The 26732-nt window shown below is 71.1% G+C and carries 24 protein-coding genes and 1 riboswitch; of the genes, 11 read left to right on the top strand and 13 right to left on the bottom strand.

The annotated features are described in order from the left end of the window. Positions 1-652: 652 nt before the first annotated feature. On the bottom strand, positions 653-940 hold the full coding sequence (locus ACIPSA_RS10060) for a chorismate mutase (RefSeq protein ID WP_402631250.1): 288 nt from the start codon (positions 938-940) through the stop codon (positions 653-655). Between the two features lie 381 nt (positions 941-1321). Here ACIPSA_RS10060 and guaA point away from each other — a divergent pair, with 381 nt between their 5' ends. Next, complete coding sequence (gene guaA / locus ACIPSA_RS10055) at positions 1322-2902, top strand: glutamine-hydrolyzing GMP synthase (RefSeq protein WP_402631247.1); 1581 nt, start codon at positions 1322-1324, stop codon at positions 2900-2902. A gap of 18 nt (positions 2903-2920) precedes the next feature. On the opposite strand, the gene ACIPSA_RS10050 is transcribed toward guaA, so the two are convergent. After that, complete coding sequence (locus ACIPSA_RS10050; RefSeq protein WP_402631244.1) at positions 2921-3388, bottom strand: pyridoxamine 5'-phosphate oxidase family protein; 468 nt, start codon at positions 3386-3388, stop codon at positions 2921-2923. Between the two features lie 62 nt (positions 3389-3450). Beyond that, on the bottom strand, positions 3451-4077 hold the full coding sequence (locus ACIPSA_RS10045) for a hypothetical protein (protein ID WP_402631241.1): 627 nt from the start codon (positions 4075-4077) through the stop codon (positions 3451-3453). Positions 4078-4244: 167 nt separating this feature from the next. Between ACIPSA_RS10045 and ACIPSA_RS10040 the strand changes: the two genes are divergently transcribed. The 3 genes from ACIPSA_RS10040 (at position 4245) to ACIPSA_RS10030 (ending at position 7368) form a co-directional block, all read left to right on the top strand. After that, on the top strand, positions 4245-5039 hold the full coding sequence (locus tag ACIPSA_RS10040; RefSeq protein ID WP_402631238.1) for a class II aldolase/adducin family protein: 795 nt from the start codon (positions 4245-4247) through the stop codon (positions 5037-5039). 289 nt (positions 5040-5328) lie between these two features. Continuing rightward, positions 5329-6618: a hypothetical protein gene (locus ACIPSA_RS10035; protein ID WP_402631235.1), complete on the top strand. Its 1290-nt coding sequence runs from the start codon at positions 5329-5331 to the stop codon at positions 6616-6618. Positions 6619-6843: 225 nt separating this feature from the next. Next, positions 6844-7368, top strand: coding sequence for a DoxX family protein (locus tag ACIPSA_RS10030; protein ID WP_402631232.1), 525 nt, complete (start codon positions 6844-6846; stop codon positions 7366-7368). Here ACIPSA_RS10030 and ACIPSA_RS10025 read toward each other — a convergent pair. Beyond that, positions 7357-7611, bottom strand: a complete 255-nt coding sequence (locus ACIPSA_RS10025) for a hypothetical protein (RefSeq protein WP_402631230.1) — start codon at positions 7609-7611, stop codon at positions 7357-7359. The genes ACIPSA_RS10030 and ACIPSA_RS10025 overlap by 12 nt on opposite strands. Beyond that, complete coding sequence (locus ACIPSA_RS10020; protein ID WP_402631228.1) at positions 7598-8992, bottom strand: PspC domain-containing protein; 1395 nt, start codon at positions 8990-8992, stop codon at positions 7598-7600. Before ACIPSA_RS10020 ends, ACIPSA_RS10025 begins: the two co-directional genes overlap by 14 nt. 177 nt (positions 8993-9169) lie before the next feature. On the opposite strand from ACIPSA_RS10020, the gene ACIPSA_RS10015 reads away from it, so the two are divergent. Continuing rightward, positions 9170-10495 carry a PspC domain-containing protein gene (locus tag ACIPSA_RS10015; RefSeq protein WP_402631225.1) on the top strand — a complete coding sequence of 442 codons (1326 nt, stop codon included), beginning with the start codon at positions 9170-9172 and terminating at the stop codon, positions 10493-10495. Further along, the gene (locus ACIPSA_RS10010) at positions 10492-11217 is read left to right on the top strand and encodes a LuxR C-terminal-related transcriptional regulator (protein ID WP_402631222.1); all 726 of its coding nucleotides are present in this window, start codon (positions 10492-10494) and stop codon (positions 11215-11217) included. The genes ACIPSA_RS10015 and ACIPSA_RS10010 overlap by 4 nt, the downstream gene beginning before the upstream one ends. Here ACIPSA_RS10010 and ACIPSA_RS10005 read toward each other — a convergent pair. After that, the gene (locus ACIPSA_RS10005) at positions 11117-11665 is read right to left on the bottom strand and encodes an ATP-binding protein (RefSeq protein ID WP_402631219.1); all 549 of its coding nucleotides are present in this window, start codon (positions 11663-11665) and stop codon (positions 11117-11119) included. The two genes, ACIPSA_RS10010 and ACIPSA_RS10005, sit on opposite strands and share 101 nt — an antisense overlap. A 131-nt stretch (positions 11666-11796) precedes the next feature. On the opposite strand from ACIPSA_RS10005, the gene ACIPSA_RS10000 reads away from it, so the two are divergent. Together ACIPSA_RS10000 and ACIPSA_RS09995 are read left to right on the top strand one after the other, a co-directional pair. After that, a complete protein-coding gene (locus ACIPSA_RS10000) occupies positions 11797-12615 on the top strand; it encodes a helix-turn-helix domain-containing protein (RefSeq protein WP_402631216.1) in 819 nt (272 codons plus the stop codon). Further along, the gene (locus tag ACIPSA_RS09995; RefSeq protein WP_402631215.1) at positions 12612-12860 is read left to right on the top strand and encodes a DUF397 domain-containing protein; all 249 of its coding nucleotides are present in this window, start codon (positions 12612-12614) and stop codon (positions 12858-12860) included. The genes ACIPSA_RS10000 and ACIPSA_RS09995 overlap by 4 nt, the downstream gene beginning before the upstream one ends. A 6-nt stretch (positions 12861-12866) precedes the next feature. On the opposite strand, the gene ACIPSA_RS09990 is transcribed toward ACIPSA_RS09995, so the two are convergent. Then, on the bottom strand, positions 12867-13952 hold the full coding sequence (locus ACIPSA_RS09990) for an NlpC/P60 family protein (protein ID WP_402631745.1): 1086 nt from the start codon (positions 13950-13952) through the stop codon (positions 12867-12869). Between the two features lie 368 nt (positions 13953-14320). On the opposite strand from ACIPSA_RS09990, the gene ACIPSA_RS09985 reads away from it, so the two are divergent. Continuing rightward, positions 14321-14674 (top strand): hypothetical protein, encoded by a 354-nt coding sequence (locus ACIPSA_RS09985; protein ID WP_402631212.1) that lies wholly within the window; start codon positions 14321-14323, stop codon positions 14672-14674. A 6-nt stretch (positions 14675-14680) separates the two neighbouring features. Here ACIPSA_RS09985 and ACIPSA_RS09980 read toward each other — a convergent pair whose 3' ends face one another. Beyond that, on the bottom strand, positions 14681-15646 hold the full coding sequence (locus ACIPSA_RS09980; RefSeq protein ID WP_402631209.1) for a tellurite resistance/C4-dicarboxylate transporter family protein: 966 nt from the start codon (positions 15644-15646) through the stop codon (positions 14681-14683). Positions 15647-15711: 65 nt separating this feature from the next. Next, the gene (locus ACIPSA_RS09975; protein ID WP_402631206.1) at positions 15712-16920 is read right to left on the bottom strand and encodes an NlpC/P60 family protein; all 1209 of its coding nucleotides are present in this window, start codon (positions 16918-16920) and stop codon (positions 15712-15714) included. An 8-nt stretch (positions 16921-16928) separates the two neighbouring features. Continuing rightward, positions 16929-17101, bottom strand: a riboswitch (cyclic di-AMP (ydaO/yuaA leader). 263 nt (positions 17102-17364) lie between these two features. On the opposite strand from ACIPSA_RS09975, the gene pcrA reads away from it, so the two are divergent. Further along, positions 17365-19872, top strand: a complete 2508-nt coding sequence (gene pcrA, locus ACIPSA_RS09970; RefSeq protein ID WP_402631203.1) for a DNA helicase PcrA — start codon at positions 17365-17367, stop codon at positions 19870-19872. Between the two features lie 89 nt (positions 19873-19961). Here the strand turns inward: pcrA and ACIPSA_RS09965 are convergent, their stop codons facing one another. Then, entirely contained in the window at positions 19962-21524 is a 1563-nt protein-coding gene (locus tag ACIPSA_RS09965; protein ID WP_402631200.1) for a M23 family metallopeptidase, read from the bottom strand. A gap of 270 nt (positions 21525-21794) precedes the next feature. Further along, positions 21795-22661: an esterase/lipase family protein gene (locus tag ACIPSA_RS09960; protein WP_402631197.1), complete on the bottom strand. Its 867-nt coding sequence runs from the start codon at positions 22659-22661 to the stop codon at positions 21795-21797. 404 nt (positions 22662-23065) lie between these two features. On the opposite strand from ACIPSA_RS09960, the gene ACIPSA_RS09955 reads away from it, so the two are divergent. Continuing rightward, positions 23066-23482: a cobalamin B12-binding domain-containing protein gene (locus ACIPSA_RS09955; RefSeq protein WP_402631742.1), complete on the top strand. Its 417-nt coding sequence runs from the start codon at positions 23066-23068 to the stop codon at positions 23480-23482. Positions 23483-23526: 44 nt separating this feature from the next. Here ACIPSA_RS09955 and ACIPSA_RS09950 read toward each other — a convergent pair whose 3' ends face one another. Both ACIPSA_RS09950 and ACIPSA_RS09945 read right to left on the bottom strand, forming a co-directional pair. Next, the gene (locus tag ACIPSA_RS09950) at positions 23527-25233 is read right to left on the bottom strand and encodes a DUF5691 domain-containing protein (protein ID WP_402631194.1); all 1707 of its coding nucleotides are present in this window, start codon (positions 25231-25233) and stop codon (positions 23527-23529) included. Positions 25234-25276: 43 nt separating this feature from the next. Continuing rightward, a complete protein-coding gene (locus ACIPSA_RS09945) occupies positions 25277-26632 on the bottom strand; it encodes an SWIM zinc finger family protein (RefSeq protein WP_402631191.1) in 1356 nt (451 codons plus the stop codon). Positions 26633-26732 lie beyond the last annotated feature (100 nt).

The following is a 26732-nucleotide window of genomic DNA, read 5'->3' as shown; positions in this document are numbered from 1 at the left end:
CCTGTGGAACCTGTGAATGGTTGCCCCGCGTTCACAGAATTTTTATGCGAGCCGGGCGCAGGGCTGGGCACAGGGCCGGGCACAGCGAAGGGCCCCGCGGGACGGAGCCGCGGGGCCCTTCTCCGTCAGCACCGACGTCAGGGCAGCGTCGGTGCCCGGGGAGCGGCGCCGGGGGGTTGCGCCGCTTGCTTTTCCTGTGACTTCGAGGCGCACGGATGGTCTCGACCTCTGGCGGTCGGGCAGCGCATCGCAATGCGGTTGTGTGCTTGGGGACTTGGGGGGGCTTTCTACGCATCGTGCTGGATGGACGCGGCCTCCGCAACCGTTTGACCCGACCCTTGTGCATTTTTGCAATTTTCCGCCGGTCGGCCCCGGGCGTCCCCGGAGCCGACCGATCTCTTGAATGACCGGGCTGCTGTCCCCTGCCGTCCGGTCACTTGTCTGGAGCGAGGTCCCACGACGCACGGCACGTTCCGCACGTCTCATCGCCCCAGCGAGCCACGCGTGGTTCTTTCGGGCCCGCCCCTGGCTGGCACGGACACCGGGACCAACGAAGCGGTGCGCGGGGCGGTCACGCGCCGTACGGGTGAGTGCGGGACCGAACTCAGATGCGTCCGAACTCTGATGCGCCCGAACTCTGATGCGCCCGAACTCAGATGCGACCGCGGCACAGTTCGAGCAGGGTCATGGCGAGGGCCGTCCCCGGCTTGCCCAGCGCCTCCCGGTAGTGGTCGAGGATCTCCATCTCCCGGGAGAGGTTCACGCGCCGTCCGCCGGAGGTGATCCGGGCCTCCTGGACCACGGCGGAGACGGCCATCCGTTCCTGGATCAGGCCGATGATCCGGTCGTCGAGCGCGTCGATGCGCTCGCGCGCACCGGTGATCACATCGGCGGCCTCGGCCGTGCGGGCGCCGGTCTTCTCTGCGGGGGTGACGGACATGTCTGGGGCTCCTCGTCGGATCGGACAGGGTGCCCCGGAACGGCAGGACCCGGAAAACGACAGGCGCCCCGGGCCTTGTCGGCCCGGGGCGCCTGGGAAGTCGCTTGGCGGTTCGCTCAAGCAGCACGACCATGGCAGCCGGCGGGCCGGTTGCCATAGGTAAAGAGGAAGGTCGTCTGCGTGAGCATGGGTCCATTATGCCACGCGGCCCATGGGCGCGGGTCGGCGCCATCCAGCCCGTCCGGCGTTTGAGGACGAGGCCGTCCAGGCCGACAGCGGGGGTCTGGGGGCGGCAGCCCCCAGCACACGGCGAGGTGTCCTACGTCCACCCCGTTAGAATCGGTACCACAGACCCCCGCCCAGACCGCCGGAAGGCACCCCGTGTCATCAGCGACTCCCGCTGCCGCCGCCCCCGACACCGTCCTGGTCGTCGACTTCGGCGCGCAGTACGCCCAGCTCATCGCCCGTCGCGTCCGCGAGGCGCGGGTCTACAGCGAGATCGTGCCGAGCACCATGCCGGTCGAGGAGATGCTCGCCAAGAACCCTGCGGCGATCATCCTCTCCGGCGGCCCCTCGTCCGTGTACGAGGAGGGCGCCCCCCGCCTCGACCGCGCGATCTTCGAGGCCGGTGTTCCCGTCTTCGGCATGTGCTACGGCTTCCAGCTGATGGCGCAGTCCCTCGGCGGCACGGTCGACAACACCGGCGCCCGCGAGTACGGCCGTACGGACCTGCACGTCTCCAGGACCTCCTCCACCCTCTTCGAGGGCACCCCGGCCGAGCAGCACGTGTGGATGTCGCACGGCGACGCCTGCTCCGCCGCTCCCGAGGGCTTCACCGTCACGGCGTCCACGGACGTCGTCCCGGTCGCCGCCTTCGAGAACGACGAGAAGAAGCTGTACGGCGTCCAGCACCACCCGGAGGTCATGCACTCCACGCACGGCCAGCAGGTCCTGGAGCACTTCCTCTACCGCGGCGCGGGCCTGTCCCCGACCTGGACCACGGGCAACGTGATCGACGAGCAGGTCGCCCTCATCCGTGAGCAGGTCGGCGACAAGCGGGCCATCTGCGGCCTGTCCGGCGGTGTGGACTCCGCCGTCGCCGCGGCCCTGGTCCAGAAGGCCATCGGGTCCCAGCTGACCTGCGTGTACGTCGACCACGGCCTGATGCGCAAGGGCGAGACCGAGCAGGTCGAGAAGGACTTCGTGGCCGCGACCGGCGTGCAGCTGAAGGTCGTGGACGCCGAGGAGCGGTTCCTCACCGCCCTCAAGGGGGTCTCGGACCCCGAGGAGAAGCGGAAGATCATCGGCCGCGAGTTCATCCGCGTCTTCGAGCAGGCGCAGGCCGAGATCATCGCCGACGAGGGCCCGGCCGTCGAGTTCCTCGTCCAGGGCACGCTCTACCCCGACGTGGTCGAGTCCGGCGGTGGCACCGGCACCGCCAACATCAAGTCCCACCACAACGTGGGCGGCCTCCCCGAGGACCTGGAGTTCAAGCTCGTCGAGCCGCTCCGCAAGCTGTTCAAGGACGAGGTCCGGATGGTCGGCCAGGAGCTCGGCCTGCCCGAGGAGATCGTCCAGCGCCAGCCCTTCCCGGGCCCCGGCCTCGGCATCCGCATCGTCGGCGAGGTCACCAAGGAGCGCCTGGACCTGCTGCGCGAGGCCGACGCCATCGCCCGCGAGGAGCTGACCGCGGCCGGCCTCGACCGTGAGATCTGGCAGTGCCCGGTAGTCCTGCTCGCGGACGTCCGCAGCGTCGGCGTCCAGGGCGACGGCCGCACCTACGGCCACCCGATCGTGCTGCGCCCGGTCTCCTCCGAGGACGCGATGACCGCTGACTGGTCGCGCCTGCCGTACGAGGTGCTCGCGCGCATCTCGACCCGTGTCACCAACGAGGTCCGTGACGTCAACCGTGTCGTCCTCGACGTGACCTCGAAGCCCCCGGGCACCATCGAGTGGGAGTAGTCCTCCCGGCTGTGAAGGTCATGTCCGCTTGAGAGTGCGCACCGGCTCTCCGGGCTTCCAGACCTGGGTGACGAGGTACTTGTCGTCCTCGACGTAGGTCCGTACGACCTCCGTCAGCTCGGTGCGGAAGAGGTGGAACGGCTGCGGCGGTTCCACCTCTTTCACGTCCGCCGCCTTCACCTCCGGGTCATCGACCCCGACAGCCCGCCCGCAGATCCGCACGTCCCCGCCACCCATGCCGGTCCCCTCCCCGGGGTTCGCCTGGAGCGCGAAGCGCGGGTCGCGGTTCAGGTCGAGCGCCTTCAACGAGCCCGGCATCATGCCGAGCCACAGCTCGCCGTCGTGGAAACGGACCTCCAGGCCGGTGGTGCGGGGAGAGCCGTCCTTGCGCAGGGTGGCGAGGACGTGGTGCCGGAACGCGCCGAAGCGCTCCTCGGCGATCTTCGCGAGTCCGGGTTCGGCGGTGCTGAAGTATGCCCAGTTCATACGGGCCAGTCTCACGCCGATACCCGACATCCTCTGTCGGGTATCCGCAGCCACCGCGGACGTCACACCGCGTGGGGCACCGGCCGCACGTACCGCTCCCGCCCCGCGTCGTCCCGCACCGGCGTGCACCCGGCGGCCCTCAGCCGCTGGGCCAGCTTCGCGCGGCGGACCGTGTTGACGCGCAGCGCGCCGAGCATGAACGCCGGCGCCAGCACGGCGAGTGGCAGCAGGACGGCGTAGACGCCGCTGACCACCGCCAGCAGCAGGAACAGGGCCGCCGAGCCCCAGCCCAGCGTCAGCAGCTGCTTCCGGTTGCCGGCCTCGACCAGGCCGTCGTACTTGATGAGTGCGCAGATCAGGTCGACGTCCGCCTCGGCCTCGGGCACCGGGGTGAGCGAGTTCAGATACATCCCCGGCACCGGGCCGCCCGCTCCCACCTGTGTGAACGTGGCCGCGTTCGTCGCCGCGCGCTGCTGGGCCCACGGCTCGGGGTCCCGTACGAGGTCGATGTGCAGCACCTTGTGGCGGCCGACGAGGCGGAGGCCGGCGTAGCGGAAGCCGAAGCACTCGGCGACGTACACGAGCGCGCCCAAGGTCTTGAGCTCGGTGAAGGGACGGACCAGTTCGACGTGCTGCTGGGTCGCGAGCTGCCGCATGAGGCTGTTGAGATGGCGTTCGGCTTGGCTCATGGAGGGCTCCGGATGGCTGAGAACTGTTGCTGAATTTCGGGTTCCGCATCACAGACCCATGAGCCCCCGGAACGGTTGCGGCTTCATCTTTACAAAACACCTCTGCCCTTTTGCGCTGACCGACGGTAACTTCCGCCACGTAAAGCAAACCCAGTGCAGGAGGACCTATGCACGGGCCCACCCCGCCCCTGCCGCTGCCCACCGACCAGTTGCAGTTCGCGATGCCGCCGATGCACGACTCGCTCGACGACGAACGCCGGCACCGCAAGGAACGGCTCGCGGGCGCGCTCCGGCTGTTCGGCAGGTCCGGATTCGAGGACGGGGTGTCGGGGCACATCACCGCGCGCGACCCGGAGTTCTCCGACTGCTTCTGGGTCAACCCGTTCGGGATGCCGTTCAAGCACGTCACCATCAGCGACCTCGTACTGGCCAACCAGGACGGGCAGGTGATCGAGGGCCGCTATCACGTCAACCAGGCGGCGTTCACCGCGCACGCCCAGGTGCACGCCGCCCGCCCGGACGTCGTCGCGGTCGCCCACTGCCACTCGGTGCACGGCCGTGCCCTGTCCGCGCTCGGTGACCTGCTCGACCCCATCAGCCAGGAGAGCTGCGCGTTCTACGAGGACCACGCACTGTACGACGCGTACACGGGCGTCGCCGTGGACGCCGAGGAGGGCCGCCGGATCGCGGCCGCGCTCGGCTCCCGCAAGGCTCTCGTCCTGCGCAACCACGGGCTGCTGACGGTCGGCGACTCGGTGGACGCGGCGGCCTGGTGGTTCCTGTCGATGGAGAAGTCCTGCCAGGTGCAGCTGATGGCGAAGGCGGCGGGCCGCCCGCTCCTCATCGACCACAAACTGGCGGTGGCGACCCGGGAGCAGCTCGGCGGTGACCTGGTGGCGTGGATCAACTACCAGCCGCTGTGGCAGGACATCAGCCGCAGCGAGCCGGATCTGCTCAGCTAGGACGTGTCCGGTAGGACCTGCCCGGCGAACCCTGCCGCTGGATGATCTCGGCAATATCGAAGTTCCCGCAGCTGGGTCAACACAGCGGCCCGAACTTCACCCGCGGTGACCACCTGCTGGACGCGGTCGGCGTGGCATAGGGCACAATTCGCTGTCGTCGCATGGGAGTTGCACGGCGGCGGTAGGCCTCCGCGGAGGATGCCGCCGGCCGTGCCTCGGGGCGTGCCTCGGGGCGTGGGTCATGGTCGTGGGTCATGTCGTGTGTCATGGGGAAGGGCGGGCGTCGGGCGTGGCGGTGCAGGAGGCGAGGCAGGGCGCGGAGACGGGTGCGCGCGGGACTGCCCACGGGGGTGGCTGCACCTGCGGGGACTGCCCGCACGGGGCTCGGGAGGGGCACCGGCGGGCCGTCGCCGAGTTCCTTCTCAAGCGCGACGAGTTCGCGGCCGGGCAGGGACTGCCCGCGGCGGTGGCCCACTCCGCGTCCGCCTCCCGGCAGTGGGTCTCCGAGGAGTTGACCCAGTCCGCCGAGGCCGTCGCCCAGCGCGGCCGGGCGGAGGGCGACGCCTGGCTGGCGCGGCTGTGGCTCCGCACGCTGTACGCCCTGTGGGCGGCCGTGTTCCTGCTGCTGTTGGTGGAGTCGCTGACCGCGATCGGCGCGGGCTGGACGAGCGCGCGCACCGCCGGACTGCTCGCCGCGCTGGCGGTGGCCGGCGCGCTGACCGCGGCCTCGTGGTTCCACCGGGCGCGGGGCGGGGCGCTGGCGCCCGTGATCGGCGAGGACAACCGGATGTCCACCTCCCGTACCGTCGCGGCGGCCTGGGTGCTGTTCGTGGCGTACGCGGTCCTGGTCCTGGCGGGCCGCCTCGCCGCGGCCTCCGACCACGCGGAACGCGACGCGCTCATCTCCGGGCTCGCACTCGCCCGCGGGGCTGGCGTGGTGACCGTCCTCGCCGTGGTCTGCGGCATCGCGGTCCTGGTACGGCGCGTGGTCGGCCTGCGGATCCTCGGCCAGCGGCTCCAGAAGGTACGCGCGTCCCGCCCGCGCTCGGCCGACCTGCTCACCGACGACTCCGGCCGGGGCACCTTCGCCGACATCCAGTACGTCGTGATCGGCGCCGTCGCCCTGGTCTTCGCCGCCGTGCGGCTGGCCCGCCGGCCGGACCAGCTGCCCGACCTGCCGTGGGGCCTGGCGGTGGTGGTCCTGGTCTCGGCCGCGACCTACCTGGCCGGAAAGTACGCCGAGGGCGGCCGCCCGATGATCCTCTCCGTCGTCCGGGCCCGCGAGGCCGGCGACCTGGACGGGCCGATCCGCACGGGCGACGACATCGAGATCCGCGGTGCCTTTTTCGTCCCGCCGGGAGCTCAGAGCGCCGACCACCTCTCCCGGATGGTGGTCCGCATCGGCGCGGTCGACGTGCACGTCCCCCTGATTCCCGTCACCGGCGGCTTCAGCAACCCCTCGGACACGGTCCTGAAGGTGCCGGTGCCGGTGGACGTGGAGCCCGGGTCGGTGGAGGTGCAGGTGGTCACGGCGGCGGGGGTGGCCACGAACCGGTGCAGGGTCGAGATCGCGGACTGACGAGCCGGGCGTGCCGGGTGTGCCGGGTGTGCCGGGCGTGCCGGGTGAGCCGGGTGAGCCGACGAGCGACGACATCTTGACGGCATCCTGACGACAGCCTTACGCGCACGCGTCCGACGGGACGAATTCGGTAAAAGGTCCGCGAGAGGATTGAGCCGGTCCCGCTTGTCGTACGTATGGTCTGTAAAGGGGTCTCGGTTCGCGGGCGAGAGGCGGCTAGGCGCGATGACTCATGGTATTCGTTCGGGCACGCACACCCCCTATCTCGAAGGCGACCGCGACTGGCGGGACGTCGCCACGCGCTACGCCCTCCTTCCGCTACGCGTTTTCCTGGGCGTCACCTTCATCTACGCGGGCCTGGACAAACTGACCGACAGCGCCTTCATGAAGTCGGGCGGCTCCGGCTCGGTCGGTGACACCATGCGCGCGGTCCGCGACTCCTCCGCCATTCCGGCCCTGGTCGACCTGGCCCTGAAGAACCCCGTCGGCTTCGGCTACGCCATGGCCTTCGGTGAGCTGGCCGTGGGCATCGGCATCCTGTTCGGCCTGTTCGGCCGGCTCGCCGCGCTCGGCGGCGCGCTGATCTCGCTCAGCCTGTGGCTGACGGTGAGCTGGTCCTCCACGCCGTACTACTACGGCAACGACCTCGCCTATCTGATGGCCTGGCTGCCCCTTGTCCTCGCCGGCACCCCGTACCTCTCCCTGGACGCGCTGCTCCGCGCGAGGCGACGGCAGGGGTCACTGGTGTAGGTGGGTCCCCACGGCGCTCCCGGCCTCGGCCGTGCTTCCGCGGCCCGGCCCGCGCCGTCCGCGGATGCGCCGGGCCAGGGCGCCCGTCGCGCCCGCCAGGAACAGGCCGCCCACGACGAGGGGCACGACCGCGAACCAGGGCGTGTCCCACAGGCCGCCCGCGTCACCGGCGTAGACGACGCCCGTCACGGTGAGGAAGAAGCCGGCGACCAGCCTCCCGGGCTGGAACTCATGACGCAGCACGGCTCACCTCCGCCTGTCCCACACCGACCTGGAGGTCGATGTCGAGCGTGCCGGCGGTCCCGCCGCCCGTCCTCGGTGACAATGTCACGTCCTTGTGCTTGCCCGGGGCCACGTCCACGTCCTGCTTGTCCTCACCCGGCAACTGGATGTCGCCGACCCCCACGTCGATGCTCATCCGCACGGTCACGTCCGGCGGCACGATCACCCGCATCCTGCCCGCACCCACCTCTGCCCTCGTCTCCAGCGTCCGGCCCTTGGCGACATGGATCCGGCTCAGGTCGAGGGTGCCCTCGCCGGTGCCGAGGTCGTACGTGGGCCGCACGTCCGCGGCGGAGGCCGGCTTCCACGTCGTGCGCATCCAGTGCGTGGTGATGTCCTTGGGCAGGGCCGACGCCCCGGCGAGCAGCGCCGCCGTGACGATCGCCAGGAACACCGACCCCGCGCCCGTACGCCCCAGGACGGCACTGACCGCGATTCCGACGCCGAGGACGAGGAGCGCGCCGGCCAGGCCGGCCTGCAGGCTGGTGCCCAGCGGGTGCTCGTGCCACGTCAGCCCTGTGCCCAGGCCGCCGGCCAGCAGGGCGAGCAGGAAGACCCAGCCGCCGATCCAGCGCGGACCGCGCGTCCGCGGGGGCGCCGTCCGCGGGGGACGTATGTCCTCGCGGCCGCTCCAGGAGCTGCGGGGGCCGACGCCGACGGCCGCCACGACGTCCCGGTCGCGCGAGTCCCCGGGGCCCCACAGATAGCCGGTGCCGCCGACGTGCGTGCCGTCCTTGACGATGGGGTCGCGCCACCAGGAGGGATAGGAGGAGGGGACCGGCGGTGCCTGGGCCTCCGGCGGGGCGTCGGCCACGGCCTGGGCCGCCAGCGGGTCGGGGTCGGGGGCGCCGCGCCGCTGCGACCAGTAGCCGGCGCCGGCCAGCAGCAGGGAGAGGACGACGGCGAACGTGAGCACCCCGCCGTTCTTCAGCATCGTCAGGAACACCCCGCAGCCGACCAGCGCGAACAGCACGGCCGCCAGGGCCTGACCGTCGACCCGCCCGGTCAGCAGCTTGCGGACCTCGTTCTCCTCTTCGTGCTCGTACGGCACGAAGAGCCAGGCGAACCCGTAGAAGATGAGGCCGATCCCGCCGGTCGCGGCGAGGACGGCAAGGGTGATCCGGAAGATCACGGGATCCATGTCGGTCTGTCGGCCGAGCCCGGCGCACACCCCCGCGACCATCTTGTGGCGGCGGTCGCGGCGGAACCTGTGCGGGACCTCTCCGCGCACGTCCCGTTCCCCGGCCGCGGCGGGCGCGGCATCCGTCGGCCCGGCGCCCGGCGTAGGGCGCGGGCCGGGGCCGGGTCCCGGACCCGTCGCGGCGTGGTCGTGATCTGTCATGCGTCCATGGTGACGGCCGCGGTGCCGTGGCGGGAGCCGGGACGACCCTGGCCGAACCCTGAAATCGCCCCTGAGTCGTCGCCCGGGAGGCGTTCGACGCCCGGATTCCCGAAGATCATTCAGAGATCATTCGAAGATCAGGTTCGAAGATCAGGGGAGTCTCGGGGGTAGACCCTGATGCTCCGCAACCCCGGGCGTGTGACCATCGATGGCATGCCGGAAGCCGCAGCAGCGCCCATCGACGACCCGCGGCCGCCGCGCAAGCTCTACCGCAGCAGCGACGGCCGCTGGCTCGGGGGCGTCGCGCGGGGCCTCGCCGGGCACCTCGGGCTGCCCGTGGTCTGGGTACGGCTCGTGTTCGTCGGCCTGTTGATGGACCACGGCCTCGGCGCGCTCCTGTACGCCGCGTTCTGGTTCTTCGTCCCCCTCGGCGTCGGCGGCGTCGGCGACCAGAGGCCGCCGTCCCTGGTCGGCACCGAGACCTCCGCGGACGGACGGCGCAGACTCGTCGCCCGCAAGCCGGACAGGGGCCAGATCGTCGCGCTGCTCCTCATGGTCGTGGTGGCCATGGTCTTCGTGAGCGAGGTCAATCTCGGCAGCGGAGCCAAGGCCTACCTCCTGCCCGCCGTCCTCGTCGGCGCGGGCGTCGCCCTGGTCTGGCGGCAGGCGGACAACGCCCGCCGGGCGCGCTGGGTCGAGGTCGGCAGCCGCCGCCGCACCCTCAACCTCCTGCGCACGGTCGGGGGCGTCCTGCTCGTCGCCGCGGGCGTCTCCGGCATCTTCGTCCTGCAGGGTTCCGCCCACCTCGGGTCCGTCCTCCAGGCCGCCCTCGCGGTCCTCGTCGGCATCACGCTCCTCGCCGGTCCCTATCTCGTCCGGATGACCCAGGACCTCTCCGAGGAGCGCCTGATGCGCATCCGCGCCCAGGAGCGCGCCGAGGTCGCCGCCCATGTCCACGACTCCGTGCTGCACACCCTCACCCTGATCCAGCGCAACGCGGAGAACGCGAACGAGGTGCGCCGCCTCGCCCGCGCCCAGGAACGCGACCTGCGCACCTGGCTCTACAAACCCGAGGGCACCGGCAAGGACGAGGCCGACGAACCGGACAACCTCGCCGACGCGGTACGGCGCAACGCCGCCGAGGTGGAGGACAAGCACGGCGTCCCCATCGAGGTCGTCGTGGTCGGCGACTGTCCGCTCGACGAACGGATCGCCGCACAGATGCAGGCCGCGCGCGAGGCGATGGTGAACGCGGCCAAGTACGGTGGCGACGGCGGCGCCGTACAGGTCTACGCCGAAGTCGAGGGCAGGACGGTCTTCGTGTCCGTCCGGGACCGCGGTCCCGGCTTCGACCTCGACTCGATACCCGCCGACCGCATGGGCGTCAGAGAATCGATCATCGGCCGCATGGAACGCAACGGCGGTACGGCACGGCTGCGGGCGGTGCCGGACGGCGGCACGGAGGTCGAGCTGGAGATGGAGAGGGCGGAGAAGACGTCATGAGCGACGCGACCGAGGCGAACGGCACGGCGGGGGCGGCGGAGGCGGGCGGCGGAGCGGCCGGGCGCCGAGTCCGCGTGGTTCTCGTCGACGACCACCGCATGTTCCGTACGGGCGTCCAGGCCGAGATCGGCCAGACCGAGGAGACCGGTGTCGAGGTCGTCGGCGAGGCCGCGGACGTCGACCAGGCCGTCACGGTGATCACCGCGACCCGGCCCGAGGTGGTCCTCCTCGACGTCCACCTCCCGGGCGGCGGCGGCGTCGAAGTGCTGCGCCGCTGCGCCCCGTTGATGGCCGACCCCGAGCAGCCGGTCCGCTTCCTCGCGCTGTCCGTCTCGGACGCGGCGGAGGACGTGATCGGTGTGATCCGCGGCGGAGCCCGGGGCTATGTCACCAAGACGATCACCGGCACGGATCTCGTCAACTCCATCTTCCGCGTCCAGGAGGGCGACGCCGTCTTCTCCCCGCGCCTGGCCGGCTTCGTCCTGGACGCCTTCGCCTCCACCGACGCCCCACCGGTCGACGAGGACCTCGACCGCCTCACCCAGCGCGAACGCGAGGTCCTGCGCCTGATCGCCCGGGGCTACGCGTACAAGGAGATCGCCAAGCAGCTCTTCATCTCCGTCAAGACGGTCGAGTCCCACGTCTCGGCGGTACTGAGGAAGCTCCAGCTGTCGAACCGACATGAACTGACCCGGTGGGCCACGGCTCGACGGCTGGTGTGACCGTCTGGTAGGCGACCGGCTCTCGGACCAGTTCGAACCAGACGGTCTTGCCGGTGCCGCAGGTGCGAGATTCGACGCCCCAGTCGTCCGCCAGCGCCGCCACCAGCGTGAGGCCCCGGCCCGACTCGTCGTCCAGGGATGCCGTGCCCGGCGTCGGGAGTGTGTCGTTCGCGTCGGTCACCGTCACGCGGACGCGGTTCTCCGTGACCACGCAGCGGGCCCAGATCTCGCGGCCGGCCGGGACCTTCGCGTGGCGGTACGCGTTCGTCATCAGCTCGCTCAGGAGCAGTTCCGCCGTGTCAGTCACCTCCTGTGACAGCCCCCAGGACGCCGCCTGTTCGCGGAACAGCGCGCGTGCCCTGCCCACGCTCCGCGCGTGACGCGGCAGGCGCCACTCGATGTCCATCGGGGCGGCGGTCGTGGGCAGCGGGGGCCACGGGGTTTGCATGCGCTGTTCATCCCTTGCGTCGAAGTTCTGACGTTTGGCCAGATCACGGTCCCGGGTCGCGCGTAGCCTCACGAGTAACGGCGCGGGTACAGCGGGTGGTTGTACCCGTCGTGGATCCGGCGGAGGTGCGCGTGTCGACCGAGGTGAACTCCCAGCCGCCGATCGCCTGGCGGTACTGCGGCAGCCAGATCAAGATGTGGCGCACGGAAGCCGGCATCGGCCGCGAGGCGCTGGCCAAGGAGGCCGGGTACGACTACGAGTACGTCAAGTCGATGGAGAACGGCCGCCGTCGGCCCACGCTGAGGTTGTTGCAGATCGCGGACCAGGTGTGCGGGGCGGGCGGGAAGCTCGTCGCGGCTCAGGAGTACCTGAAGCCGGAGCCGTTCCCGGCGCGGTCGCAGGAGTTCATGGCCATCGAGGCTGAGGCCATCAGCTTCACCTGCTACGAGCCGCTGCTCATTCCGGGCTTGTTGCAGACGGAGGAGTATGCGTGCGCTCTGATCGGTGGAAGCTGTCCACCTTTGGATGACGAGACGGTTGCCGAACGCGTAGCTGCGAGGCTGCGCCGTCAGGAAGCTCTGGCTCGACGTATCAGCGTGCTGTACAGCTTCCTGATCTATGAGGCCGCGTTACGGACAGACGTTGGTGGCCGAGATGTCATGAGGGCACAGCTCATGCATCTGGTGAAAGTGGGTGAGATGCGCAACGTGTCGGTTCAAGTGCTGCCTGTCGGCCGGTGCAACGGCGTTGCCCTCGCTGGACCGATCGTTCTGCTGGAATCACCCGAGCATGACGCCTTTGCCTACGTTGAGGGCCCGGAGGTGAGTGTGCTGCACGCCAGTCCAGACAAGGTGAGTGCACTGAACCAAAGGCATGCCATGATCCGCATGCATGCCCTCAGTATTGAGGAGTCAGCCGAGTTCATCAGAAGGGTGGCGGAGGAGCCATGAGCGACAGCTTGGTGTGGTTCAAGTCCAGCTATAGCGATGACCAAGGCGGCAACTGCCTCGAAGTCGCCCTCGACTGGCGCAAGTCAAGCCACAGCAGCGACTACACCGGCAACTGCGTCGAAGTCGCCTCCTGCCCCCACACCATCCACGTCCGGGACTCGAAGCTCGGCTCCCAGAGCCCCCGCTTCGCCGTCGCCGGTACCGCCTGGACCGCGTTCGTCGCCTACGCCCGTACCGGCGCTTGAGCGCCCTCACACCACCCGCGTAGCCCCCGCGAACGGCATCTCGTCGATCGGGGCCACCCGGACCGGTGCCGAGGGGTTCGGGGCGTGGATCATCTGGCCGTTGCCGATGTAGATGCCGACGTGGGTGATGCCCGAGTAGAAGAACACCAGGTCGCCGGGGAGGAGTTCGGAGCGGGAGACGCGCCGGCCCGCGTTGATCTGTGCGTAGGTGGTGCGGGGGAGGGAGATGCCGGCCGAGCGGTAGGCGGCCTGGGCGAGGCCGGAGCAGTCGAAGGCGTCCGGGCCCGTCGCGCCCCACACATAGGGGCTGCCGAGCTTCTGGTAGGCGTATGCGACGGCGGCCGCGGCACGGGAGTTGGGGGCCGCGACGGAACCGGGGGCGTCCGTCAGGGGGTCCCGCGCGTCCGAGGCCGACCGTGAGCTGCGCCCCGCCCCGGCCGCTCCGGCGCCCGTCCCGCCGTCCGCCGTGACCCGCGCCCGCTCCTGGGGCGTCAGCCGGGACAGCAGCTGCCTGGCCTCGCCCAGCTTCCCGGTGACCGTCTTCTTCTGCCGCTCCAGCTCCGCCTGCCGCGACTTGAGCGACGTCAGTTCGACGTGGGCGGCGCCGCGCAGCTGCTCGATCTCCCGGAGCTGCTTGCGTACCCGCGCCACGGCCTCGGACTGCCGGTCGCCCGCCCGCTCGGCGAACGCGGCGCCGTCCAGATACCGGTCCGGGTTGTCGGAGAGCATCAGCTGCACCGCGGGGTCGAGCCCGCCGCTGCGGTACTGCGCCGCCGCGACGGAACCCAGCGCGTCCCGTGCCGAGTTGAGCTTGTCCTCCTTGCGGGCCGCCTCGTCCCGCAGCTCCTTCAGTCGCCGCTGCGCCGCGTCCGCCTTCTCCTTCGCCCCGTCGTACTTCTCGGTGGCGGCCTCCGCCTCCTGGTACAGCTTGTCCACCTTCGCCTTGACCTGGGCCGGCGTCAGCTGCGGCTCGGCGTGCCCGATGCCGTCGAAGCCCGTCGCGGTGGCCGCGCCCGCCAGGGCGATGGTCGCGGCCGCGCGGGCGGTGTTGCCGCCCAGCGAGCGCTGCCGGGGCTTGCGGTGCACTGCCACCTGGACCGTCACGTCCTTTCGTACGGTTCGTGCGACCGAGCGGTTCGCGAGTCCGGCGGCGGCCCGCACAGGGGGAGCTGGCCGCCGCCGGACCTTTCTCGGCGGTGGTGGCCGACTGCCGCCCCTGGCCCGGGCGGCGGTGGGGAGTCGGTCACCTGGTGGAGGACGCTAAACCTGACTGTGTCGGCCCGGTAACGTCATGTATGGAAGTGCCCGCATCGGACTGTGCGGCGACCGCATATGACCGTGATCCGGATCCGGAGCCGCCGACTTCACGCAGTGCGGTGACCGAAGCGGCGGTTTCCGGGTGCGTGCGGGCGGCGGGGTGCTATGGGGTGCATATATGCCGGGGATTAGGCTCCGGCCTCATGCACGTACTCATCCATCTCTTCGTCGGCCTGCACATCATCGGCATCGCCGCGCTCCTCGGCGGCTTCCTCACCCAGATGAAGGCGATGGGCCGGGGCGCCGCCCGCTTCGTCCCCGCGATGCTGCACGGCGCGCTGACCATGCTGGTCACCGGTGTGATCCTGGTCGGCCTCAACCAGGCCGACGGCCACCACGTCAACCCCGTCAAGATCGGCGTGAAGCTGGCCCTGCTGATCGTGATCCTCGGGCTCGTCTATGTGAAGCGGGACGAGGAGACGGTGGACAAGCGCCTCTTCGGACTGGTGGGCCTGCTGACCACGGCGAACATCTTCATCGCCGTGCTGTGGACGTGACCGGGCTCAGCGCGCGGCCCTGAGCCCGGCGCGGGCGGACCGCAACGCTCCGGCGGCGACCACGAGCCAGGCCGCCACCGCGACCCACAGCAGCACTTGTCCGGGCCCCTTCAGCCAGGGGACTCCGACGGCGGCCGCGACGGAGAGCGTCGACGCGGCCGACATGCCCAGCGGGAACACCGTCGCCCACCGGCGCACGTCGTAGCGCGGTCGCGGGCGTGCCACCTCGGCGGCCAGGAGCACGACGTAGCAGGTCAGATCGAGGACGAGAAGCCCGACGGTCATCTCGCGCAGGACGCCGAGGTCGTCCTCGTTCCACAGGTACAGGCGCGGGCTGTCGGCGGAGATCAGCTTCGCCCCGGCCAGGGCGGAGATGGCGAGTGCGCCGCCCGCGATCCAGTGGTCCCCGGCGCCCTCGACCACCTGTCGCCTGTCGAAGCGGGCCAGGGCGAGCCCGTACAGCACGAGCCCCAGCCAGAACAGCACGAGCGTCGCGTGCGCGAGCCAGGCCGTCGCCTCGGCCCCGGCCAGCGTGGCGCCCAGTACGGCGAGCCCCTGGGTGGCCACGCAGCACAGGAACACGGAGCCGGGCATGTGCCGGTGCCAGTGGTGCACGACGAGGCTGAGCAGCACCGGCCAGAGCACCGCGGCAAGGGCGAGCAGCGCCGCGGCCAGAGCCTGCCACCCCAGCGCCGAGAAGCAGGTTCCCAGCACCGAGGTCGCGGCGACGGCGGTGAGCGCGCCCGGCGTCCGGGCCTCGGCCGCCCACCGCTCCCGTTCCCACAGCAGCCCCACGCCGAAGTCCACCGCCAGCGCCAGCCACGCGACACAGGTCATCGCGAGGGCGACCAGGGACACGGCCTCGTAGCCCGCCAGACGCAGCCCCGTCGACACGATGCCGGTCGCCATCACGGCGGCCCCGGCCGTCGGCGGCCGCCGCTTCCACCAGACGCGCAGGGAGGAGGCGGGCATGGCCCGATGCTAGGGAGCCGTGTGCGTCTTTCGGGCGGGGCACGCGGGCGCGTGCCCCGAAAGACTCAGGCCGGTCGCACCACGCTGTGGATGATCGACTCGCCGCCGTAGTAGATCGACTCCTCGCGGACGTAGGCGCCGGGCTTCGGGGCGTGGATCATCATGCCGTTGCCGATGTAGAGGCCGACGTGGCTGATGTCGTCGTAGAAGAAGATCAGGTCGCCGGGTTTTGCGTCGGCGAGGGAGACCGTGGTGCCCGCGTCGACCTGGTCCCAGGTGGTGCGGGGGAGGTTGACTCCGGCGGCCTTCCAGGAGGCCTGGGTGAGACCCGAGCAGTCGTAGGACCCGGGGCCGGTGGCGCCCCAGACGTACGGCTTGCCGATCTGCGCGCGGGCGAAGGCGATCGCCTTCTCCGCCTTGGTGGTGTAGGTGGAGTCGGAGGTCGAGCCGGTCGAGCCGGTGGAGGTCGACGAACCGGACGAACCCGTCGAACCCGTGGAGGTCGTCGAGCCCGTGGAGCCGGCCGTCTGCTGTGCCGCCTTCTCCGCCGCCGCCTTCTCGGCCGCCGCCTGCTGCTTCGCGAGCTCCGCGGCCTTCCGCGCGGCCTCCTCCTGCTTCTGCTTCTCGATCGCCGCGAGCCGCGCCTTCTCCGCCACCGTCAGCTTGGACAGCAGCTCGCGCGCCGTGGCGAGCTTCGTCTGGACGGTGGCCTTGGCGGTCTTCAGTTCGTCCTGCGACTCGGTCAGCGTTTCGAGGCTCTGAGTGGCCTCCCGCCGCTTCTTCATGGTCGCGGACTGCTGGGTGACGTAGTCGTCGACCGCGTCCTTCTGGCGTGAGGTCAGCCGGCCCATCAGCTGGGTCTGGTCGAAGTAGTCCTGCGGGTCGTCCGCGAGCAGGAAGGTGGCGGTGTCGGGCGCGGCGGCGCCGGTCCGGTACTGGGCCGCGGCGAACGAGCCCAGCTCCTCACGCGCCTTGTTCAGCTTGTCCGTGCGCCGGGCCACGTCGTCCAGCAGGGAATCGACGTGCTTGCGCTGCTTGCCGGCCTGCTCCTTGGCCGCGTTGTACTTCTCGGTGGCCGACTCCGCCTGGCGGTAGAGGTCGTCGACCTTCTTCTCGACCTCCTCGACGCTCGGCTTGTTGCCGTCGGCGGAGGGGGTGGCTTCGGCCGTCTGGGACAGCAGGGCGACCGAGGTGAGGGCGGCGGTGGCGAGGGCGGGGGTGCGTATGCCTGCTACGCGGGTACCTGCGGGGCGCGACTTGCGGTGCGACGCCAAGAGAGGCGACTCCTTCCGTGTTCCGCCTACCGAGTTAGCTGTCGGGTTCGGGCGGGTGGTTCGGAAGGGTTGCCCTACGGTCCTTTTCCCGAAGGAGAGTTGGACCGATTCACCCCAAGGTCGGTGGGTCCCCGGCTCCGGCTGCCGCGAGGAGGCGCGCCGGACTCGGCGGAGGCCGCGCGGCCCGGCGACGTTCGCCGGTGGGTGTCGTACGGCCCGCCCGAGACGGTAGCCAACTGGTGTGGCCCGTGTGAAGGTTGATGGGCGATATGCCCGATACATTTTTGTGACCTGAGGGTGGGATTCCGTCCGCGTGACGGCACGTTTCCGGAGCGTGAGGCTGTTGTCCGGCTCACAGGCCGGGAAGATCCCTTGCGTGCGGGGCCGGCCTTGTTCCCGGGGCGGCGGTCGTTTGTCGGTGGGGCGCCCTAGACTCGGAGAGCGATGAGCAGCCTCTTTGACGACAGCTTCCTGGCGAGCCTCCAGGCCCCCCGCGGCCACGAGGAGGAACCTCCGCCGCCGCCCGAGGACGATTACGCTCCGGAACCGGTTCCGGACGATCTGTTCGGGGGGAAGTTCGACGCGCCGCCGGACCGGGACCAGTACTACCGCGACGGCGCCCCGCGCCCGGTGCTCGACGCCGCCGCGCTCCTGGACGGGCTGAACGAGAACCAGCGCGCCGCCGTCGTCCACGCCGGCTCCCCGCTGCTCATCGTGGCCGGCGCCGGCTCCGGCAAGACCCGTGTGCTCACCCACCGCATCGCCCACCTGCTGGCCGAGCGGAACGTGCACCCGGGCCAGATCCTCGCGATCACCTTCACCAACAAGGCCGCGGGCGAGATGAAGGAGCGCGTCGAGCAGCTCGTCGGTCCGCGCGCCAACGCGATGTGGGTGATGACCTTCCACAGCGCGTGTGTGCGCATCCTGCGCCGCGAGAGCAAGAGGCTCGGCTTCACGTCGTCGTTCTCGATCTACGACGCCGCCGACAGCAAGCGTCTGATGGCGCTGGTCTGCCGCGACCTGGACCTCGACCCCAAGCGCTTCCCGCCGAAGTCCTTCAGCGCCAAGATCAGCAACCTGAAGAACGAGCTGATCGACGAGGAGGACTTCGCCGCCCGGGCCGCGGACGGATTCGAGAAGACCCTCGCCCAGGCCTACGCCATGTACCAGTCGCGGCTGCGCGAGGCGAACGCCCTCGACTTCGACGACCTGATCATGACGACGGTCAACCTGCTGCGCGCCTTCCCGGACGTCGCCGAGCACTACCGCCGCCGCTTCCGGCACGTCCTCGTCGACGAGTACCAGGACACCAACCACGCCCAGTACGCCCTCGTGCGCGAGCTCGTCGGCACCGCCGAGCACCCGGTGGACGTACCGTCCGGCGAGTACGACCTCCAGCCCGCCGAACTGTGCGTCGTGGGTGACGCCGACCAGTCGATCTACGCCTTCCGGGGCGCGACGATCCGCAACATCCTCCAGTTCGAGGAGGACTACCCGAACGCGACGACGATCCTCCTGGAGCAGAACTACCGCTCCACGCAGACGATCCTCTCCGCTGCCAACGCGGTCATCGAGCGCAACGAGTCCCGCCGCCCCAAGAACCTGTGGACCAACGCGGGCGCGGGCGCGCAGATCACCGGGTATGTCGCCGACACCGAGCACGACGAGGCACAGTTCGTTTCCGACGAGATAGACCGCCTCACGGACGCGGGCGAGGCGAAGGCGGGCGACGTCGCCGTCTTCTACCGCACCAACGCCCAGTCCCGTGTCTTCGAAGAGGTCTTCATCCGCGTCGGCCTCCCCTACAAGGTCGTCGGCGGCGTGCGCTTCTACGAGCGCAAGGAGGTCCGGGACGTCCTGGCCTACCTGCGCGTCCTGGCCAACCCGGAGGACTCGGTCCCGCTGCGCCGGATCCTCAACGTCCCCAAGCGGGGTATCGGCGAGCGCGCCGAGGCGATGATCGACGCCCTCGCCCAGCGCGAGAAGATCAGCTTCCCGCAGGCGCTGCGCCGCGTCGACGAGGCGTACGGCATGGCGGCGCGGTCGACGAACGCCGTCAAGCGGTTCAACGTGCTGATGGAGGACCTCCGTACGATCGCGGAGTCCGGCGCCGGACCGGCCACGGTCCTGGAGGCGATACTGGAACGCACCGGCTACCTCGCCGAGTTGCAGGCCTCCACCGACCCGCAGGACGAGACCCGTATCGAGAACCTCCAGGAACTCGCCGCCGTGGCCCTGGAGTTCGAGCAGGAGCGTGAGGAAGGCGCGGCGACACCGGGGGCTGCCGCCCCGGGGGGCACGCTGGCCGAGTTCCTGGAGAAGGTGGCCCTGGTCGCCGACTCCGACCAGATCCCCGACGGCGACGAGGACGGCTCCGGCGTCATCACCCTGATGACCCTCCACACCGCCAAGGGTCTGGAGTTCCCGGTCGTCTTCCTGACCGGCATGGAGGACGGCGTCTTCCCGCACATGCGCGCCCTCGGCCAGACCAAGGAGCTGGAGGAGGAGCGGCGCCTGGCGTACGTGGGCATCACGCGTGCGCGTGAGCGGCTCTATCTGACCCGCTCGTCGATGCGCAGTGCCTGGGGACAGCCGTCGTACAACCCGCCGTCCCGCTTCCTGGAGGAGATCCCGCCCGCCCATATGGAGTGGAAGCGGACGGGAGCGGTGGCGCCGGTGTCCTCCGGACCGGCGTCCGGCGTGGCGGCCTCGCTGTCCTCGTCCCGCTCGCGCTCGTCGGCGGCGGGTGCGTCCGGGTTCGCCACGAGGCGGGTCTCGTCGAAGCCGGTGGTGTCCCTGGCCGTCGGGGACCGGGTCACCCACGACCAGTTCGGACTCGGCACGGTCCTCGCGGTGACGGGCGAGGGGGACAACGCCCAGGCGACGATCGACTTCGGTGACGCGAAGCCGAAGCGGCTGGTGCTGCGGTACGCGCCGGTGGAGAAGCTGTAGCGGCATGAGCGGAGCCCCCGCCGGTTCGGCGGGGGCTCGGTCGGTGCTCGGTGCTCGGTGCTTGGTGTTCGGTGCCCGGCTTTCGGGTCCTACGTCGGATCCAGCCCGTGGCTGCGGAGCCACGGCAGCGGGTCTATCGCCGCGCCACCGGCGGGCCGGACCTCGAAGTGCAGGTGCGGGCCGGTCGAGTTGCCGGAGTTGCCCGAGTAGGCGATCGGGTCGCCGGCCTTGACGGTCGTACCGGAGGCGACCCGGTAGCTGGAGAGGTGGCAGTACCAGGTCTCCGTGCCGTCCTTCGCGGTCACGATCATCATGTTGCCGTAGGCGCTGTTCCACTTCGTCGTGACAGTGCCGTCGGTCGCGGCCATCACCGTCGTGCCGTAGGAGACGGGGAAGTCGATGCCCGTGTGCACGGACATCCAGTTCACGCCTGCCTGGCCGAAATAGGCGCTGAGCCCTTTCTGCAGGACCGGAAGCACGTACTTCGGACGCAGCCGCTCCTTGCGGGCCGCCTCGGCCGCCGCCTGCTTCTGCTGGGCCAGCTGCTGAGCCTTGAGGTCGATCCGCTCCTGAGTGCGGCTGGCCCGGTCGGCGAAGTCGTCCGCGCCGGCGGAGAGGTTCTCCAGCTGGGCGTCCAGCTTGTTGTTGGCGGCGGACGGTTTCACCGACTTCGTCTCCGCCTCGGCGGCGCTGGTCTCCTTGCCGCCGCCGGTCAGGTTCAGGTGGCCCACGGAGGCGGCGGCGATCCCGGCGACCCCCATCACACAGGCCGAGGGCACGGCGATGGTCATCAGGGCGGAGCGCTTGGGGGGCGTACGACGGCGGGAACGCGCGCCGCGGGATCCCGCACGTGTGGCAGGGGCCGGGGTGACCTCTTCCTGGTCCTCCAGCAGTGGCGTTACTGCTGGCAGCTCACCGGTGGCCGTCAACTCGTCCTCGCCCGGGACGGGTCCCTCGAAAGAGGCATCCTCGTAGGCGGATTCCTCGTAGCCGGATTCCGTGTACGTGGAATCCGTGTACGTGGATTCCTCGTACGAGGCTTCCTCGTAGGCGGGCTCCTCGTACGGGAGCTGCTCGAAGGTGGTGGTCGCCGGCTGGTCCAAGGGCTCGGCCTGCTGCTCGGGCTCGGCGGCCACCGCGGTGCCGTCGGAGTTCCACTGCGTGGCGTCGTACGCACCCGTCTCGAAGGTCTGCGTACCCCATTGCCACTGCTGGGTCGGATCGGCGGCGCCGGCCTGCTCGGGCTGGAGCCAGGCGCTCGCGTCCCACTGGCCGCTCATGTCGGGAGCCGTGGCCTGCCGGGGGACCGTCCAGGCGGTGTTGTCGTAGACGCCGCTGTCGTAGGCGGCGTGGTGCTGGGCCGCGTACGGGTCGTAGTTCAGCGTGTGGTGGTCGCCGGTCTGCCACTGTGCGGCGTCGTACGCGCCCGTGGTGTGGCCCTCGCCCGGGAGGCTGCCGAAGAGCGGGTCGGAGTCGAAGGCCGGGGCGGTGGTGTGTGTGCCGGTCGGGAAACCGCCGCTGTCGTAACCGCCGTACGTGGTGAAATCGCCGTACTGGGCTTCCTGCCCGCCGTACGACGCGTAAGGCGCCGCGGCGGCATCGGAGGCCGGGGTCGGGGTGGTCATGGTCCCCGACGGGTGACGGTCGTTCACCAACTTCTCTTTCGCCTCGACAACAGGGGCTGGCAGAGCAGTGCGGCGACTGTACCCGGCGGTATGCGGGCGCGACAATCTTCGGAAGGTTTCGTGCACGAAGGAAAAGGGCATTCGGCCGTGTTTCGGGGGACGATGGACGCGGGTTTGGCTTTGTGTTCGAAGATTGTTCGACGCCCGGTTGCCTTCCGGTCCCACTAAGTCGGCGAGTCCGGGCGGCTGTTGCGCCGCCCGGACTCGCCCGGGTATGACCCAGTTACGGCCCTGTTCTCACGCCACGGTCAGACCGCCGGCCGGCCTGGTGGCCGCCACCTCCGGGTGCTCGGAGTCGAGGGCCTGCCGTATCCCGGTAGCGACGGCCGGATGAACGGGCAGTGCGAGATGCCCGATTCCCATTACTTCTATGTTCTGCACCAAAAGGTCGGGATGCTCGATACGTGCCGTTTCCGGCGGGTCCATCAGAGCATCCATCTCGCTCCAGAAGCAGAAGAACCGTGTGCGACAGCCGGGCGCGGGCAGGGCCAGCTCCTCGATCACCTCCGAGCCGGGGCGCAGCTGGCGCACGATCGGGTGCGCGTTCGCCAGCGGGACCACGTGGGTGCCGGAGTGCGGGGTGCCGAGCGTCACCAGCGTGCGGACCCGGAGGTCGCCGCCGAGCCGCTGCACGTAGTAGCGCGCGATCAGCCCGCCGAGGCTGTGCCCCACGATGTCCACCTGCCGGCTGCCGGTGCGCTCGCACATCTCCTCTATGTGCCGGCCGAGCAGCTCGGCCGCCGCGCGGATGTCACGGGTCAGCGGCGAGTAGTTGAGCGACTCGACGCACTGCCTGCCGTGCTGGGCGAGGTTGCGCCGCAGCAGAACGAAGACGGAGCGGTTGTCGATGAAGCCGTGCAGCAGGACGACCGGGGGTCCGGGAGTGGTCGGCAACTGCGCGGCACCGTCCGGCAGGGCCGGTGTGGGGGCGGGGGAGCGGCGCTCCTGCGTGATGCCGGTCGGATAGAGGACGAGATGCCCGGCGAGGATCGCGATCTCCAAGGCGGTCGCCTTGAGGAGAGCGATGGAGAGTTCCGTGAGCTTGCCCGGCAGGAGGCGTCGGCAGAGCGGAACGAGGGGGTCGAGTGCTCTGGTGACCTTCACGGCCGTCCTCCTGTCAGCACGCGGGAGGACGGCTCGATCCCCCGTGTGCCCTCATGGAAAGCCGCGGTGGGGACGGCCGCCGGTGCGAGAGTGGCGCGCGCGGGACGAGTGAGGCGTGCGGCGCGCGCGGCGCCCATGACGTGACGAGGCTCCCTGCCGGTGCGGCGACGAGGCTCCCCGCTGTCGTGCCTGACCTGCCCTACGTGCCCTTCGTGCCCGCGCGGTCCACGCTGCGGCTCCCGAACGTGTCCCACCGTGTGATTTCCCCCTCGGTCAGCACCGTGAAACTGCCGGTTGGGGGATGCTGGAGATAACGTTCGTTCACTTCGCGACGGGTGGCGGAACGCGAGGAATGTGCGGTACTTCTCGGTACGGATGGATGTAGTCGCTTCATGGAGGCAGTGATGGGTGTGGCAGCCGGTCCGATCCGCGTGGTCGTCGCCAAGCCGGGGCTCGACGGCCACGATCGCGGGGCCAAGGTCATCGCGCGTGCGCTGCGCGACGCCGGTATGGAGGTCATCTACACCGGACTCCACCAGACTCCGGAGCAGATCGTCGACACGGCGATCCAGGAGGACGCCGACGCGATCGGCCTCTCCATCCTCTCCGGCGCCCACAACACCCTGTTCGCGGCGGTCATCGACCTCCTCAAGGAGCGCGACGCCGAGGACATCCTGGTCTTCGGCGGCGGCATCATCCCCGAGGCGGACATCCCGCCGCTGAAGGAGAAGGGCGTCGCGGCGATCTTCACGCCCGGGGCGACCACGGCGTCGATCGTGGACTGGGTGCGGGAGAACGTACGCCAGCCCGCCGGGGCGTAGCGCCTCCGAAGCCCGGTCGTCACGGTTCACCCCGCGGGTGCGGATCAGCGCACCCGCGGTGAACCCGCCTCCGGCGGCACCCCCAGCTCGTCGGCCATCGCGGCGCGCAGCCGCAAGGTGGTCACGAGCCGCTGAAACGCCTCCGCCCAGTACCCTCCGGCCCCCGGCGACGCGTCCTCCTTCTCGTCCGGCACCGCCAGCAGTCCGTCCAGCCGCGAGGCCTCCGCGGGATCCAGGCACCGCTCGGCCAGCCCCATCACTCCACTGAAACTCCACGGGTAACTCCCCGCGTCCCGGGCGATGTCGAGGGCATCCACCACCGCTCGCCCAAGCGGCGCGGCCCACGGGACCGCACACACCCCGAGCAGCTGGAACGCCTCGGACAAGCCGTGCGTCGCGATGAAACCGGCAACCCACTGGGCCCGCTCCCGGGAGTCCAGCTCGCCCAGCAGCTTCGCCCGCTCGGCCAGGGACACCGCTCCCGGCCCGCCGGCCTCGGGTGCCGAAGGCGCACCGAGCAGGGCCCGCGCCCACTCGGGGTTCCGCTGCCGCACCGCGGCGCGGCACCACGCGGCATGCAGTTCGCTCTGCCAGTCGTCCGCCACCGGCAGCGCCACGATCTCCTGGGGTGTACGACCGCCGAGCCGCTTCGACCATGTTCCGAGCGGCGCCGCCTCCACCAACTGGCCCAACCACCACGATCGTTCCCCTCTGCCCGAAGGAGGTTTGGCCACGACACCGTCTCTCTCCATCCTCGTGTCGCACTCAAGCGGCGCCTCCACCGCGATCGTCGGGCTGTCCCGGGTGTGGTCGATCGCCACGCAGGCTCCGGCCCGCACCGCCATCCGCGCGGCCAGCGCCGAGTCCGGCAGCGCGGACAGCAACTCCGCGGCCGTCGCCCGCACGTTGCGGCTGCGGTCGTCCAACGACTGTTCCAGGAAGGGCTCGTCGTCGGCGGACAGCCCCGTGCGCAGCGAGTCGAGGAACATCAGCCGGTCCTCCGCCCGCTCCGTCGCCCATGTCGAGGTGAGCAGCTCGCGCGCGGCCGCGGGCCTGCGCGCCCGGATCGCGGCGAGGAGGGCGACCCGCTCGGCGAACAGCCCCTCCTGCCAGCGCCGTTGCATCTCGTCCGCGGCGGAGGCGTCGTCCGGATCCGGCAGCGTCGTGCCGCCGCCCGGGGCCGCGCGCAGGGCGAACCGCCAGTCCGGGTTCAGCCGGGCCAGCCACAGCGCCCGCGGCCCCGCGAAGGCCAGCACCGCCGGCCGCAGGTCCGTGCGTCCCCGGGCCGCGTCCAGCAGCGCGGGCAGTGTCTCCGGGGGCGCGGCGAACCCGCGCGCGTTCGCCGCCGCGAGCCACTGGGGGAGCAGTTCCATCAGGTCGGGCGAGGTGCCCCGGCGGCCGCCGCCCGTGCCCGGACGGTCGGCCAGCAGCATCGTGAGCCTGCGCGTCGCCGCGGCGGGCAGGGCGGGCCGCGGGTCCTCGGCGGCCGGCTCCGGCCGCCCCGCCGCACGCGCCGGACGCAGCCCCGCCCGCCGTCGTACGGTCTCCACGGCTGCCGCGTCCAGCACCGCGACCGGTGCCTCCCGCCCGGCCCCGCCGTCCGCGGGCGGCCGCCGGTCGGTGCCGAGCAGCGCCGTGGTGACGAGATCCTCCCAGGAGTCCGCCGAACGCGCGGCGCTTGCGGATCCTGTGGCACCGGCGGAGGCCTCCGGGGCGTCCGCGGTACGCGCAGGAGCGGAGTTCCCGTTCATGCAAAGCCCCTTTTCCTCGGTTGTCCTGCGGTGTCGGGCCCGGTCAGCACAGCGTCACCGCCCCTCCCGGCCGCTCCGGCCACGCCGTCAGCGGGGTGAAGCCGCGATGGCCGCACTCGCCGAAGACCTTGACGGGGGCGCCGCCGGAGAGGGCGACGAGCCGCCACAGACCGGGGCGGGAGCGGGCGGCCGGGCTGAGCGGCAGGGCCGAGTCCTCGTCGGCGTCCGCCAGCTGCCAGGAGTCGCCGTCCGGGGTCGGTATGACGCGGTCCAGCGTCACCGGGACCGCGTCCAGCCACGGGTCGTCCCGCAACGCCTCGCCGTACCGGGCGGCCGCCCGGGCCGTCGTCATCCCGGGGGGCCGTATCGCGGCCGGCGCGGGCGGGGCGAACTGCTCGCCCAGGGACACCCGCAGCCGGCCGGCGCCGGGATGGGCGGACACCTCCGCCTCCAGGGCCAGCCCGACCGGCAGCGCCAGCTCAGGAGCCCGGCCGGCCGCGCCGTAAGAGAGGAGAAGGCAGGTGCGGTCCGACTCGGCGCCGTACAGCCAGATCCGGCGTGTCGTCAGTTTCGCGTCCGCCGTGTCGTACTGGGCGAGGACCAGCCAGCGGTCGCGCGTCGACGGGCCGTCCGCCGACGCGGGCAGGCCGATACGGGAACGCACTGTCGCCGCGAGACCGTCCGGGAGCCGGTCGCGGCGCAGCCAGCCCTGGTCGAGGAGGTGCAGCAGCGCGCACTCCTCCAGCAGCCGCACCGGCCAGCCCGGCCCCGACCCCGGGATCGCCCCCAACTCCCGTACACGCGCGGCCAGTCCCGACGCCTGCGCGTCGACCATACGGGCCGCCGTCTCCTCCCACAGCCCGTACCCCGCCTGCTCCGCCGAGGCCAGGCCGCCGCGCAGCAGGTCCGCCAGGCGCTGTTCCAGCTCCGTCGCCCCCGCGGTGACCCGCTCGGCACGGCGCTCCGCCCGGCGCCGCGCCGCGTCGGGATCGGCGGGCCCGGACGCGGAGCCCCCGGCGCCCGCCGCCTGTTTCTCCCCCGCACGCTTCTTCCGGCCCTCGATCCACTGCTCGGCCCAGTCCGGCGCCTCGGCCGTCGGCACCGCTCCGTCCCCGCCCGCCCACAGCAGCAGCAGTCCGAGCGCGTGCTTGCACGGGAACTTACGGCTCGGACACGTGCACTTGTACGCCGGACCGGCCACGTCCGCGATGTCGACGACCGTCTGATACGGCTTGCTGCCACTGCCCTTGCACAGCCCCCACACCGTCCCCTCGTCGGAACTCCCCGCCTCGGACCACGGCCCGGCCGCTCCGAGTTTGCTTCCCGCTTTGCGTGACGCTGCGTCAGGCGCCAGTGCCAGCACCTGGTCCGCGGTCCAGCGCACCCCCTGCTGAGTCATGCCATCGAAGGTAGATCCCACCACTGACAATCGGCCTCCCGGCGACGTTTGTGCAGGTCAGGACGCATTGTCAGTGGCGTGGTGCACGGTTGGTGGCAGA

The sequence above is a fragment of the Streptomyces sp. NPDC086549 genome (assembly GCF_044746205.1).
Classification (GTDB): domain Bacteria; phylum Actinomycetota; class Actinomycetes; order Streptomycetales; family Streptomycetaceae; genus Streptomyces.
Note: the sequence above shows the minus strand (reverse complement) of the source record. Positions and strands in the feature narration are given on the sequence as shown.

Excerpts from the sequence above, each read along its gene's own strand:
- ACIPSA_RS10010 (WP_402631222.1), top strand. The coding sequence starts at position 10,492 with ATGAGCGACGCGACCGAGGCGAACGGCACGGCGGGGGCGGCGGAGGCG.
- ACIPSA_RS10040 (WP_402631238.1), top strand. The coding sequence starts at position 4,245 with ATGCACGGGCCCACCCCGCCCCTGCCGCTGCCCACCGACCAGTTGCAG.
- ACIPSA_RS09955 (WP_402631742.1), top strand. The coding sequence starts at position 23,066 with ATGGGTGTGGCAGCCGGTCCGATCCGCGTGGTCGTCGCCAAGCCGGGG.
- ACIPSA_RS10050 (WP_402631244.1), bottom strand. The coding sequence starts at position 3,388 with ATGAACTGGGCATACTTCAGCACCGCCGAACCCGGACTCGCGAAGATC.
- ACIPSA_RS10005 (WP_402631219.1), bottom strand. The coding sequence starts at position 11,665 with ATGCAAACCCCGTGGCCCCCGCTGCCCACGACCGCCGCCCCGATGGAC.
- ACIPSA_RS10020 (WP_402631228.1), bottom strand. The coding sequence starts at position 8,992 with ATGACAGATCACGACCACGCCGCGACGGGTCCGGGACCCGGCCCCGGC.
- ACIPSA_RS10060 (WP_402631250.1), bottom strand. The coding sequence starts at position 940 with ATGTCCGTCACCCCCGCAGAGAAGACCGGCGCCCGCACGGCCGAGGCC.
- ACIPSA_RS10045 (WP_402631241.1), bottom strand. The coding sequence starts at position 4,077 with ATGAGCCAAGCCGAACGCCATCTCAACAGCCTCATGCGGCAGCTCGCG.
- ACIPSA_RS10030 (WP_402631232.1), top strand. The coding sequence starts at position 6,844 with ATGACTCATGGTATTCGTTCGGGCACGCACACCCCCTATCTCGAAGGC.
- ACIPSA_RS09995 (WP_402631215.1), top strand. The coding sequence starts at position 12,612 with ATGAGCGACAGCTTGGTGTGGTTCAAGTCCAGCTATAGCGATGACCAA.
- ACIPSA_RS09980 (WP_402631209.1), bottom strand. The coding sequence starts at position 15,646 with ATGCCCGCCTCCTCCCTGCGCGTCTGGTGGAAGCGGCGGCCGCCGACG.
- ACIPSA_RS09950 (WP_402631194.1), bottom strand. The coding sequence starts at position 25,233 with ATGAACGGGAACTCCGCTCCTGCGCGTACCGCGGACGCCCCGGAGGCC.
- ACIPSA_RS10015 (WP_402631225.1), top strand. The coding sequence starts at position 9,170 with ATGCTCCGCAACCCCGGGCGTGTGACCATCGATGGCATGCCGGAAGCC.
- ACIPSA_RS09945 (WP_402631191.1), bottom strand. The coding sequence starts at position 26,632 with ATGACTCAGCAGGGGGTGCGCTGGACCGCGGACCAGGTGCTGGCACTG.
- pcrA (WP_402631203.1), top strand. The coding sequence starts at position 17,365 with ATGAGCAGCCTCTTTGACGACAGCTTCCTGGCGAGCCTCCAGGCCCCC.
- ACIPSA_RS09985 (WP_402631212.1), top strand. The coding sequence starts at position 14,321 with ATGCACGTACTCATCCATCTCTTCGTCGGCCTGCACATCATCGGCATC.